Consider the following 14,570-nt stretch of genomic DNA (forward strand, 5'->3'; position numbering starts at 1 on the left):
AAGAATATAAAAAAGGGTAGCAATTAATTTTGCTACCCTTTTTGTTTTGTGTTACTTCTTCATCAATTATTTCCCAAAATCTCAACCTTTCGTCAAACTGAACTTGATTCAGTTTCTCATCATAAATAAAGCTAATTTTTGAGATTCTAAATTAAATTCAGATTAACGATAATTATGTGTTTTTCAATCATTTCATTTTTGTCTTGACACAAAAACGAAGCAAAAAACTCAAGACTGATTTAAAAAGTATCAAAAAATCTACGGAAACAACCTCCACACATTTAAAGAACTCGCTTCGCTCAAAAAGCTTTTCGTCAACCTGAACTCGATTCGGGTTCACACTAATATGATGAGATTCTGAATCGAATTCAGAATGACGTTTTTACATCCCCCTAGCCCCCTTCAAAGGGGGAGTTTGTTGTTCGTTGTTCGTTTTTTCGCTTATCCCTTATGGCTTATTACCTTCTAGCTCCCATAAACATATAATTATTAAAATCGAATCGAACTCAGATTTATAGGATAGTGTTTACTCCATTTTCAGAATAATAAATTCGGAACGACGGTTAATATCGTGTTGTTCTTCTGTACAATGTACACCATTGCTACACTCGTTTAACAACCTCGATTCTCCGTATCCAATTGCACTTTCAATACGTGTTGAAGTAATTCCTTGAGAAATAATATAGTCTCTAGTGGCTTTGGCTCTTTTGTCTGAAAGCTCCATATTATAAGCATCGGGACCTCTAGAGTCGGTATGCGATTCAATTTTAATAACCATTCCAGGATATTCCTTCATTATTCCAACAACCTTATCGAGCTCTACAGTAGCTTTGTCGGTGATATCCCATTTGTCAAAATCAAAATAAATAAGTCCGATTTTAATTTTCAATAAGCCATTTTCTTCCACAATTAAATTATGTTTTATTTGAAGCGGAATTTCATTTACAAAGGCATTTTCGTTGGGTGTAATAAACGCTTTTTCATCGCCTTCATAATCGTCTTTTGTAACCGAAACTCTATAAGAAGTTTCACAAGAAATTGGCGTTTTAAAAGTATATGCTCCTGTCGTTGTAGATACAGTGCTATCCAACACTTTTTCTCCCATGTATAATTTAACTGTTGCGTTTGCTTCTGGCGTGCCATTGGCAACATTTACAACCGTTCCTTGCACTGTTTGCGCACATTTTTCATCTCTTTGGAAAGAATATATATCGTCGTCTCCTGCGCCTCCTTCTCTGTTGGAAGACACATAACCACGTTGTGTTTTTTCATCTACAACATAAGCAAAATCATCAGCTTTACTATTTAATGGTCGTCCGAGATTTACAGGTTTTGAGTAATTTTCTTCTGAAATTTTTGCTTCAAAAACATCGAGACCTCCATAACCTAAATGTCCATCAGAAGCGAAGTAAATTTTATTTTCAGTAACAAAAGGAAACATTTCACGACCACTCGTATTAATTTCACTGCCTAAATTTTTAGGTGCAGAAAAAGTTCCGTCACTTAAAATATCAACCACATAAATATCCGAACCACCAAGTGTTCCTGGCATGTCTGAGGTAAAATATAATTTCTTACCATCGGGACTTAAACTTGGGTGTCCTATCGAATAATCGTCGCTGTTAAATGGCAATTCTTCAATATCTTTCCAACTGTTATTATGAGATACAGCACGGTAAATTTTAAGGTTATTGCTTCCGTTAGCATCACGTTTTAAACCGTCTTTTAAATAATTATTTCTGGTGAAATAAATTGTATCAAATCCACGTGTGAAAACTGCTCCGGCCTCATGATATTTACTATTAATAGCTTTTGAAAACGATTTTACATTGACTAAATCTGTGCCCCCAGGAACCGTATCTGCAATAAATAAGTTGAGATAAGGTTGGTCATTCCAATGGTATTTGCGAGTCGTAAAAATACTTGAATCTCTCGTAGATGCAAAAACCACATGGTTGCCATAAAAAGCAGCTCCAAAGTCTGAAAACTTGGTATTGCTCGACAAATTCGTCACATAAAACTGAGGTTGTAAATTACGAAGTGCATCAATAAGTTTATCGTTATCCTTCAATTGATCAACATTAAAAGAAGAATCGTTTAACTTTTCAGCATAAATTTTCATAAGTCCTTTTGCAAGTAGGTAATCGCCTGTTCCTTCTAAAGACTGAATGTATCGAAACGCATAAACAGGCTCGATTTCATTTTCATACTTCGAGAACAATTCTTTATACCACTTGGCAGCGTTTTCCATATCCGAATTAAAAAAATACGAATCGCCTAAACGCATTAATGTTTCTTTTGAAGTATCTCCGTGTTTCACCGCATTTTCATATTGCTCTGCAGCTTTTTTATACCAATACCTATCAAAATTTTTATCAGAAGTTCTACTTTTTTCTTGCGCAAAAGTTAGTGCACTTACAAAAGTAAAAAAGGTAATTACTATTTTATTAAAGTACTTCATACTTAAAAGAATCGAGGTGATTTTAATTTTTCTTTATCTGATTTAAACTCAAAACGAACAAATATTTCATGTGTTCCAGAGCTATAATTTTTTAAATTGGTGGTCGTCATATCGTAGGCGTAACCTAAACCTATTCCGTCGGTAATTTGTATTCCGAACAAGCCACTAAACGAATCGCCCCAACGGTATGCTGCTCCTAAGCTCAAACGCTCGTAAAACAAGAAGTTCGCTGAAAAATCGGCAATAACAGGGGCTGCAGGCACATATTTCACCATAAAAGCTGGTTTGAATTTTACGTTGTAACTCAAATCGAAAATACGTCCTCCAATTAGATAAAAATGAATACGCTCTACTCCTATTTCTTCCTCAATATCGTCGTAATGATCTTCAGCAAAAAAGTTTGGAACCGAAAGCCCTAAATAACCTTTTGAAGTATGATAATACACTCCTGCCCCAATTGTTGGATAAAACTTATTGATATCACCTTGAAAAGCAACATCTGGATTTTGGTAATTTCCTTTACTAAAATCGGCATCGAAAAATCGACCTCCTGCTTTTAATCCAAAAGATAAACGCTGATCGTCGTTATTTAAACGTACAGTATATGAGAAATTAGCATCGATATACAACTCGTTCGTAGGCCCTAATGCATCGTTGATAATATTAAGTCCTAAGCCAACATTTTTTCCAACAGGCGTATCAAACCCAAAAGTTTGCGTTTCTGGAGCACCTTCGAGTCCAACCCACTGTGTACGATACAAACCTATTAAAGACATATGTCCGCGAGAACCTGTATACCCTGGGTTAATTGTTGTAGTGTTGTACATGTATTGTGTGTACTGCGGTGTTTGCTGCGCAAATGTTGCAGCACTACAAAATAAAGCTACCGTTATAAGTATATATTTAATATTTTCCTTCATTCTAATGCTTGTATTGTTTGGCACTTATTATTGTCTATTTATTAATGTATAACCATCCAGAGATAGGTTCTGAACCATCTTTTAAATCTAAAATATAATAGTAAGTTCCTATCGGAAGTACTTTATCTGTAGATTTTCCATCGGTTGTTCCGTCCCAATCATTATTATAACCATCTTCTGCGTGTACTAAACTACCCCAACGGTTGTAAACTTCAAGGCGGTTTCCTGGATACTGATTAATACAATCAATATAGAAGAAATCGTTTACACCATCTCCGTTTGGAGAAAACTCATTGTAAATAGTTAAACAGTTTGGATCGATAGTAGCCTGTGCGCTATCGTTATCTGGATTGATATCTAATTGATCTAAATAAGCCAGTGATACTACGTTTACATAATCGTTTACATCGAGTACTGTAGCGGTAATTGTTAAGGTTGCACTTGCATTTCCGGTTAACGAACTTATAGTCCAAATGCCTGTACGCTCATCGTAAGTACCAGAAGTTGCCGTAGCATTTACAAACTCATAACCGCTTGGTAAGTTATCTTCAATTCCTATATTGGTAGCTTCTGTTGAACTTAAATTACTAGCCACCATGGTAAAGACAACATCCGAACCAATAGTTGGTTGGGTTTTGTCAACCGATTTTTCTAAACCAATATCAACACTCATTACATTTACCACAACACTTGCTTCATCGTCGTCGGCAATGCCATCATTTAAATCATCTACTGTTTCATCTGAAGTTACATCACTGTCTGGATCTTCAGTATCACTTGCAGTAATAAGTGCCCAGTTGGTAAAGTCTTCTACATTTCCTGTAGGTTCGTTTACGGTAGCCGAAATGGTTAATACTTCTGTATTTCCATTCACTAAAGTTTGGTTTAATGCCCAAACTCCTGTGTTGGCGTTGTAAACTCCCGCAGTTGCAAAAGATTCTACATAGGTAAATCCAGCTGGTAATTTATCGGTTACTTCAATCCCCGCAGCATCGCTTTCGCCACTATTGGTAACTTGAATTGTAAATCGAATTGTTTCACCAACATTTGGCATACTGTTATTCACTTCTTTTGTAAGTGAAAGATCGGCTTTAGCTGTTGCAAACGGACTCACAGATGCTTGGTCGTCTTCCTCAGGATTGTTATTATTTGGTGTTGAATCTGGATCGAAAGTATCTAAACCTACCAATTCGGCAGTGTTTGTATAACGCCCACTGCTTAACACTTCCGCAGTAATCGATAGCGTTTCAATCGCTCCATTTAACATTTCTCCAATCGTCCAACTTCCTGTATTGGCATCGTAAGTACCAACGGAAGCTGTCGCGCTAACAAAACTATATCCAGAAGGTAATAAATCGTTTACTACCACACCTGTTGCAGTACTTGGCCCATCATTAAGCGTCGTAATTGTAAATTCAATTTCATCGCCCACAGCTGGGTTTGTATTGTTTACTTCTTTTAATACTGAAATATCCGTTTCAACTCTGGCAACTATTTGCGCTTGATCTTGGTCGTTTTCATCAGGATCGTTGTTATTTGGTGTTGAGTTGATATCTTCTTCATTGGCAGCAGTTACTTCCGCAGTATTTAAATACGTTCCTTCAACTACTTCCACCGTAATATTTAATATAATTTCAGCATCACTTGCCAAACTTCCTACTGTCCAAATTCCGGTAGTACTGTCGTAAGTTCCTCCACTATCATCAGAAACATATACATATCCGTCTGGCAACATATCGGTAACTTCTACCCCGGTTGCTTCGCTAGGACCAGCATTGGCAAGCGTCAATGTAAACACAATTTCTTCTCCCGTATTGGCGAGTAATTTACTAACCGATTTTTGTAACGAAAGATCTATCTGCGGAACTGGAGTTACCAATACTTCAGCATAATCGTCTTCTGATGTTTCTCCATTTGCTGGCGTTGAATCTGGATCGTTATTTGCTGAAGTGCTAACTTCCGTAGTATTTAAATACTCATTGGTAGTTCCTGATGAAGGATTTACACTCGCAACGATTGTTAAAGATTCTGAAGCGCCACTGATGATAAGTCCGCTAAGCGTCCACACACCTGTTGAAGCATCGTAACTTCCATTTGTAGCTGTGCTTCCGATAAAAGTAAATCCTGCCGGAAGCATATCGTTAACAGTAACTCCTGAAGCAACTCCAGGGCCATCGTTGGTAAGTGTTAATGTAAATTGAACATTTTCTCCCACGTTTGGCATATCGTTATCTACTACTTTGATTAACGATAAATCGGCTGCACCTACAGGAACAATTGTAACTGTAGATTGATCGTTTTCGCTTTCTATACCATTATCTGGCGTAGAATTCGGATCGGTATTATCTAAAGCAGTTAATTCTGCTGTATTGGCATAGTTTCCAAGTATGCGTACTCTTGCTGTGATGGTAAGCGTTTCAGTAGCACCATTTGCTAAATCGCCTACTTCCCAAACTCCAACAGTTTCATCATAAGTTCCAACAGATGTTGTTGCGCTAACAAAATTCAATCCGCTAGGTAAAACATCTGTAACGATAACTCCTGTTGCATCGCCAATATACATTCCTCCGTTTGGATTGTTGTATACTGAAATTGTATACGTAACCTCGTCTCCTACTGTTGGATTCATATTATCTACCACTTTTTCAACTTCGATGTCTACTGGTGTTCTTGGTACAATTGTTTGTTGCGAATAATCATCTTCATTTACATCGCCATTTGCTGGCGTAGAATCGGTATCCTCTTGATCGGCCGCAGTAACTTCAGCAACATTTAAATAGGTTCCAGAAGTATTTACGGTAACATTTATTTGCATGTACACTGTTTCATCTACAGCAACAGTTGGAATTGTCCATGTGCCTGAAGTTTCATCATACGTTCCGGTTCCGGTAGCAGAAACAAACGTATATCCACTTGGCAATGCGTCTGTAACTTCTACATTTGTAGCTTCATTTGGACCATCATTTGTAATGGCTAAAGAGAAATAAATTTGCTCTCCAACATTTGGCACCAACTTACTAACTAATTTTTCTAAAGAAAGATCGATTAATGAATTCGGTGTGATTTCGGCACTATCAGAATTGTTGGTTAAATCTGGATCTGTTTGATCGGTTGCAGTAATTTCAGCAACGTTTACATAGTCTCCAGTAGCCTGAACTCTCGCTACAATAGTTCCGTTAATCGTACCTCCAACAGGAATTTCTTCTCCTAAAATCCAAATTCCCGTAGTATCGTCAAAAGTTCCTGTTCCTGTTGCTCCAACAAATTCATATCCGCTCGGAAGCATATCGGTGACTTCAACTCCAGTAGCAATAGCCGGACCGTTATTTGTAACACTCACGGTAAAACTCACCAATTTCCCAACATCTTGTGTCGTTACATTAACCGTTTTGGTTAAGGCAACATCCGCAGGGAATTCTGGAGTTACAATTAAAGTATCGTAATCGTCCTCGGTATCGTCGTTATTTGCAGGTTTCGAGTCAACATCATTTTGATCTTGATCGGTAACTTGTGCGGTATTCGAATAATTTCCAGTAGTGTTTACAGTAGCTTCGATAATTAAAGTTTCTGTTGCGCCTGCTGGTAAATCTCCAACAACCCACGATCCTGAATTCTCTTCGTAAGTTCCTACAGATGGCGTAGAACTCACATAAGTAAATCCTGAATTTAACTTATCTGAGATTACAACTCCTGAAGCATCAACAATAGTTTCTGTTGAATTTACATCGTTGTTAGAAACTGTAACCGTAAATGTAACCGTATCGCCAACTGTTGGCATTGGGTTATCAACCGTTTTAGTAACTTCTAAATCAATCAACGTTGGATTTGGTGTTACTTGTACTTCCGCGTAATCATTCTCTGTAGTTACACCGTTATTTGGTGTCGAATTGATATCATCTTCATTTACAGCATACACCTCTGCTTTGTTTAAATAATTTGCAGAAACTAAAGGATCTTCATATAAAAGTACTTTTGCTGTAATTTCTATTGCTGAAGCTGTTCCTCCAGCGGTTAAAGTACCAACAGTCCAAATTCCTGTGGAAGCATCATAGTTCCCTCCGCTATTATCTGAAACATATTCAAATCCTTCAGCTAATAAATCTTTAACAGAAACATCGGTAGCATCGCTTGGTCCAGCATTTGTAACCGAAACTGTAAATACCACTTCATCTCCAATATTCGGCGTAGCGTTATCGACAGTTTTTGTTAATGAAAGATCTACTAACGGAATTGGCGTAACACCAACTTCTGCATAATCATCTTCACTTGTATCAGCATTATCTGGTGTAGAGTCGCTATCTGGAAAATCGGATGCAGTAACTTCGGCAGTATTTAAATATTCTCCCGTAGGGTTTACAGTTGCAGTAATTTGTAAATATTCCGATTTGTTCACTCCTAAATTGTTGGACAATGCCCAAACACCAGTTGCATCGTCGTAACTTCCATCGGTAGTTACAGCGTTTACAAACGTATATCCGCTAGGTAAAACATCGGTAATTTCAACACCAGGAGCAGTTGTTACTCCTTCGTTTAAAATAGTTAAGGTAAATATTACTTCGGAATTAACTTCTGGATTAGCAACATTTACAGTTTTTGATAAGTTTAAGTCAACCAAAGGCTCAACAGAAGGATTCACTTCATCTTGATCATCCTCTGTTGGATCGTTATTTCCAGGAGATGAATCGATATCTGTTTGATCTACGTCTGTTAATCTTGCAACGTTTACATATTGTTCTTCATCAGCAACAGCCACTACATCTACAGTGATAGTAAGTGTTTCAACTTGTCCAATTGCCAAATCTCCAACCAACCAAGCTCCATTAGAAGTATCGTAAGTACCTTGACTTGCAACTGGTGCTGTTGCTGAATACGTATACCCTGCTCTTAATTGGTCGGTAACTTCTACTCCTGTTGCATCAATAGTTCCTGTATTTGTAACAGAAACCGTAAAAGTAACTTCATCTCCAGGATTCACTGGAGTATTTGTAGAAGTGTACGTTTTGGATACTTCGATATCTACATAATCACCAACAAGGCTAATTTGTGCAAAAGCAAAGTCGTCTTCTAAAGGTTTATCGTTATCTGGTGTAGAATCTGGATCAAACTGATCGCTCGCTGTAACCTGCACTCTATTATAATAATTTAGTAAACCTCCATTTCCAGGCTCAACAGTTGCTTCATAAGTAAGCGTTTGACTTCCTCCGTTTACAATATTTAGATTTGTCCAAATTGCTGAATTTCCAGACATACTACCTCCGTTGTTTACAGCAGTAAGTGTATATCCTGCTGGCAGATCATCTTGAATAGCTACCCCTGTGGCATTGCTTGGACCATCATTGGTAACAACTACGGTAAAAGTAACAGTATCGCCTATAGAAGCACTTGTTGGAGATACGCTTTTCGTAACACTTAAATCGGCCATTTGAGGCGTCACCACTGCACTATCTTCATCATCCTCACTTTGATCTCCATCGTCGTTATCTGGTGTACTATCACTATCCAATTGGTCAGCTGCTACTACTTGAGCTATATTTAAATATTCATCTAAACCACCAGTTGGCGCTAACACTTCAGCAGTAACAGAAGCTGTCAATGAATTTCCTGCTGGAACAGCAAAGTCTCTCCAAATAATTGTATTTCCTTGTTTTAAACCACTATTATTTATGGTTTTAACAGCATAACCTGCTGGAATATAATCTTCCACAGTAACGCCTGTAGCATCTACATCACTTTCGTTTGTAATAGTTAATGTAAAAGTTATAGTTTCACCTACATTTGGTGTGGTGGTATTTACAGTTTTCGATAAACTTAAATCGGTTAACGCAATTGGCACTGTCAAACTAGCTTCATCGTCGTCGTCAATTCCATCGTTTAAATCATCTTCACTAGAATTCGACGAAGGATCACTATCTGGATCGGCACTATTAGAAGTTGTAATTTCAGCAACATTGGTATAATTAGTTCCTGTACTATTTGGTGATGCCGAATAAGTTAAACTATTTGTAAATCCATTACTTACAGATAAGTTAGACCATGTAATTGTTTTATCTCCAGCATTGTAAACTCCATTATTAGAAGCTGTTCCTGTTATAAAATCATATCCATCTGGAATGGTATCTTTTACTGTAATATCACTTGCATTACCCGGGCCGTTATTTTTCACAAACAATCTAAACCCTACGCTTTCGCCAATATTAGCTTGTGTATGCGAAGCAGATTTTGTGAGTTCTAAGTCGGCTTGAAGAACAGAAATAGTTACGGTATCTTCATCATCATCGGCAATTCCATCAGCTAAATCATCTTCAGTAAAACCAACCTCAGGATCACTATCTGGATCTACTTGATCGGAACCAGTAATAAGCGCTTTATTTTCGTATGGCCCAGTTTTATTGATAGTAGCATCGAAAGTTACTGTTTTTGTTTCTCCTAACGGAACAGAAAGTCCTTCCCAACGAATTGCAGAATTTCCTGAATAATAAATTCCACCATCTGAAATTGTTCCTGAAACTACATCATATCCTGCTGGTAAAGCATCGGAAACTTCAACATTGGTAGCATCGGAAGTTGACCTTGCAGGATTGTTAAACACTTCAATAGAAAAAGTTACCACTTCCCCTGGAGAAACCATTGTTTTGGAAGCCGTTTTGGTAAGTTCTAAATCGGCACTTCCAATAATTTCAACTCTTACAATATCTGAAGCGTCTTCACAAACTCCGTTTGAGATTGTCCAAACGAAATAATAGATTCCTTTTTCTGTACCTGTAACTGTGGTATTTGGATTATTAACACCCGTAAATACAGCTTCATTTGGTCCCGAAAGTTGAGACCAAGCGCCTGTTCCAACTGTTGGTGTATTTGCTGCCATTACTAAAGTTGTAAACTCTGCAACAGTTTGATTTGGGCCAGCTTCTGCTGCCGTAGGGCTTGCAGAAACTTCAACTATTACGGTATCACTATCTGTACAACCTCCACGCTCGGTAGTCCACATAAACTCATACGTACCTGCAACCAAATTTAATACCGAAGTATTTGGGTTGTTTTCATTTCCAAAAGTTGGAGTATTTGGTCCACTAACAACACTCCAAGTTCCTACGGTTGTAGTATCGTCAACTGGAAAATCGGTAGCATCTAGGTTTGTTGTGGTTGTAGTATTTGGTGCTTGTAAACACAGTTCTTGATCTGGTCCAGCTTCCGCAGTAAAAGGAGGTTCGTCTACAAAAGTAATATCGACTGTATCTTCTGAAGGCGCACAGCTAGTTCCTTCGCCTGAAGGAATTGTAGAAACTGTCCACTTTAGAGTATACGTTCCTAAAACAGTAATATTTGAAATTGTAGTCGTTGGAGAATTCGGACTGTCGATAACTGCTTCTCCGCCAGAAGGATCAACTTCAAACGTCCACAATCCCACTCCTGCTGTTGGTGTTGTAGCACTCATTTGCGCTGTAAGCACACAAGCATCGTCTTGATCGGCACCTGCATTGGCTGTAGATGGCGCTGGAAAAACTGTTAAACGAATAATATCTGATTCTGTAGTACAATTTCCAACACTAAAATTCCATTCTAAAATATAAAACCCTGGAACATCTAAACCTGTAATTGTTGTATTTGCTGAAGAAGCATCTGTAAAACTAGCAGAAGCTCCATCGGGCTGAAACGAAATTCTCCACTCGGCAGTAACTCCATCTGGTGGTGTATTTCCGTTTAAAGTATATGTATTTACAGGAGATAAATCTGCCTGACACACTTGATCGTCTGCTCCTGCATCTGGAGAGTATTCTGGCGAACCGCTATTGGTAACTGTAATTTGGTCTGAACTTATACATCCTTCAATATCGGTTGTAAATTCAAAAACATATTCAGTTCCAGGTTCAATTTGTGCATTGGCAAGGTGACTATTAAACGGACTTTGAATAATAACAGCATCATTTCCTGTTGTTGAAACCTGTGTCCAAGTTCCTGTAGAACCTGCTTCCGCTTGTAATAAAACATTGGTTGCATTACACAATTGCTTGTCTGAACCTGCATTGGCTGGAGTCCCTATGGTAACAGTAACATCATCAGTACTAGCAGGACAGTTAGGGTCTCCTTTAATAGACCATCTAAAAACATACACGCCAGTTATCAACCCAGTAATAGTTGTAGAAGGATTGTTAACATCGGTTATTGTTGGGCTAACAGCTGGACCAGAAACAAGTGTCCAACTACCAATTTCAACATCTTCGTCAAAACTATTTGCTGACATTGTTACTGAATTACCTCCGTCGCAAACTGTTTGATCTTCACCTGCATTTGCTACTGTTGGCGGAATTCCAACATTTATTGTTACTTGATCGGAAGCTGTAGAACAGTTTCCTGATGCTACTGTCCATTCAAAAACATAAGTTCCTGAATAGGTAAAAGTTACTTCGGAAGTCGGACTTGTTTCATCTGAAAAAGTATAACCTCCAGATCCGTAAACTTGCGTCCACTGCCCTTCTCCATTTGAAGAAGTAGCTGCCATTGTAAATGTTGTTGCACAATCTTCTTGATCGGGTCCAGCATCGGCACTTGCAGCGTTATCAATTGTTATTAAAACATCATCAACTGTTGGCGCGCATCCAGTAGCTGCACCTATTGTCCATGTAAAAGTATATTCTCCATTTTCGGTAACAGTAACTGTAGCACTCGGATCGTTTACATCTGAAATCGTTGGGCCAGCTGGTGAAACTGTCCAAATACCTGTTTCTCCAATTCCTGGAGTATTTCCTTCTAATTTAAAACTTTCGGTTCCTGCTTCGTAACATCTATCTTCTCCTGCTACTGCTTGAGTCGGACTCACACTATCTCCAGTTGAAATTTGTACTTGATCTGAGCCAGAACTAATACAAGAACTACTGTTATTGGCTACAGTCCACTCTAAAGTATAAGTTTGATTGGTATCGTCAAAACCAGTGGCTGTTGTATTTGGATCGTTTACATCAGCAAAAACAACTGTCTGTGGTGCTCCATCATCTACTTGCGACCAAGTTCCTGTTTGTCCAGCATCTGGCTCACTCCCCGACAAGGTTACTTTTACACCCGTACATATATCCGATTGACTTGCGCCAGCATCTACATCTTCATCGATAATCGTATCAGAAACAATAACTTCTACATCCGATTGAGAAGATTCATCTGGATCGCATGCTCCTCCTGCCGAAGCCACCAAATATCTAAACACATATTTCCCTGGTTCTAAACCAGAAATAGCTGTAACTCTCGCAAACGGATTCAAAATATTTGCTTGGTTTGGTCCGCTTACCTGCGACCATACGGATTTACCTGATTCAATTTCATTTCCTGTTAAAGCTGTGGTGGTTACCCCACAGTCTAAAATTTGCCCTGTACCACCATTTGAAGGCGTAGGAGCTTTGGAAATGGTTACATTGATTTCATCTGTAACAATATCACATTCAGATAAAATATTTCCTGTTACTCTTCTTCGTAACGAAATTGTATAAGTCCCAGATTTTTCAAAAGTCAACTCCAAAGGAGAAGAATCAGAAAAACTTTGATAATCGGTTGGATAGTCAAAAGCCAATAAAGGTCCGCTTACTATACTATATTCGTTAGAACCACTACCCGTAACCGTAAAAGGTATTTCAACAGTTTCTAAACCGCAGGCAGCAATAATATCCATACCTCCGTTTGCTTCAATCGACAAATTGTTGTCATTATAACTTACCGTTACAGTGCTCGATGTACTACAACCCGTATTATCATTATTAATTATATATCTAAATCTATATGTATTGTTGTATGACAAACCTGTTACCAAAGTAGTAGGACTATTTGGATCGGTTATAGTTGCATCTGGCCCTTCTATTTGAACCCATTCTACAGTTTCTCCAGCAAAGTCAGGAGTATTTCCAACTAAAGTAGTTTGTGTAACGCCTGTGTCACAGAACACTTGGTTTCGATTTTCAGCAGAAGCTTGAGTAACATCTTGCGTAGCTCCTTCAACTGTAATAGTTACCATATCCGAACCAGAAACACAAGGACCATCTACAGTCCATCTAAAAACATAAGTCCCTTCAAAAAGTCCGTTTACCGTTGTTGTGTTACTATTTGGGTCGACAATATTTGGCTCTCTAGTACCACTTACAAACGACCAGGTCCCTTGTTGTCCTCCAAGTCCGTTTCCTGCAAAACTCCCTTGAAGATTAGTCGATTGAGATACTGTATAACAGCTATTTAAAACTTGATCTGGACCAGCATCAACTGGTTCCACACCACCATAATTAACAATTGTTATTTCGTCGTAAGTTTCACAACGCAATCCTGGAGCATATTCAGGACCTGTAATTGTCCATCGTAAAGTTGTAGATCCAGCACTTCCTTGTCCAAGCGTAATCGTTGTATTTTCATCATTTGTATTATTGATAGTAACTCCAGCATCATTCCCTCCAACAACACTCCACTCTCCTACTTCTCCAACATTGGCGGGTGCATTTCCTGTAATAACAATCGAACCAGAACTATCTGGACATGATTCTACATCGCCTCCAGCATTGGCAATAGTTATATTTTCTACTGAAATTGTAATTTCTTGAAAAACGTCATTTCCATCGCTACATGTTGCACTGTATCGAAACACATAATCGTTTCCTCCCGTCATTCCCGTAATAGTTGTATTTGGGTCGGTTGGATCTGTAATTACTACGGAAGGTCCTCCTGCTTGCGACCACACTGCACTATCGCTTAAATTTCCTGAAGACGATCCCGATAATTGATACGATGTAGCATCGCCACAAATAGTTTCATCGATACCAGCATTTACAGAACAATCTTGAGCAGACGCTGTAAATACAGAAAAGAAAATAAAAATTAATGAAATTATTCCGTTAGAACATTTAATACGTTTTTCAAACATTAAAAATAAATACGAAATCAAAGAGTAGAATTTAACCATATAGCTAGTATTAATCTATCCGCTAGAATTTATATTACTGAAATTAATAAAATAATTATAATCTTCTTACAAAAAACACATTACTTTCTATGATATATGCAATCAACGTTCAAAAATGCTGATTATATATCAAAAAAAGTGTTTATAGTTTAGGGGAGGAAATTATTTTGCAGGTATAAATTTAGGTAATTTTAACATCTTATTATAATTTCGAGTCGTTTTTTAAGTATTCTACATTATTATATTTGAAAAATATTCA

3 protein-coding genes are annotated in these 14,570 nt (G+C 37.9%); all 3 read right to left on the bottom strand.

The window, feature by feature from the left end; all coding sequences use genetic code 11:
* Positions 1 to 526: 526 nt before the first annotated feature.
* From JMA43_RS12475 to JMA43_RS12485, 3 genes are read right to left on the bottom strand one after another with little or no spacing between them, the layout of a single operon-like run.
* Positions 527 to 2,461 (bottom strand): OmpA family protein, encoded by a 1,935-nt coding sequence (locus JMA43_RS12475; RefSeq protein WP_342156975.1) that lies wholly within the window; start codon positions 2,459 to 2,461, stop codon positions 527 to 529.
* A gap of 2 nt (positions 2,462 to 2,463) precedes the next feature.
* Positions 2,464 to 3,381, bottom strand: coding sequence for a PorP/SprF family type IX secretion system membrane protein (locus JMA43_RS12480; RefSeq protein WP_342156976.1), 918 nt, complete (start codon positions 3,379 to 3,381; stop codon positions 2,464 to 2,466).
* A 34-nt stretch (positions 3,382 to 3,415) separates the two neighbouring features.
* Positions 3,416 to 14,311, bottom strand: coding sequence for a PKD domain-containing protein (locus JMA43_RS12485; protein ID WP_342156977.1), 10,896 nt, complete (start codon positions 14,309 to 14,311; stop codon positions 3,416 to 3,418).
* Positions 14,312 to 14,570: the final 259 nt, after the last annotated feature.

The sequence above is a fragment of the Joostella sp. CR20 genome (assembly GCF_038433465.1).
Lineage (GTDB): Bacteria > Bacteroidota > Bacteroidia > Flavobacteriales > Flavobacteriaceae > Galbibacter.

Bases quoted from the DNA above. Each gene is read 5' to 3' on its own strand.
- JMA43_RS12480 (WP_342156976.1), bottom strand. From the start codon at position 3,381: ATGAAGGAAAATATTAAATATATACTTATAACGGTAGCTTTATTTTGT.
- JMA43_RS12485 (WP_342156977.1), bottom strand. From the start codon at position 14,311: ATGGTTAAATTCTACTCTTTGATTTCGTATTTATTTTTAATGTTTGAA.
- JMA43_RS12475 (WP_342156975.1), bottom strand. From the start codon at position 2,461: ATGAAGTACTTTAATAAAATAGTAATTACCTTTTTTACTTTTGTAAGT.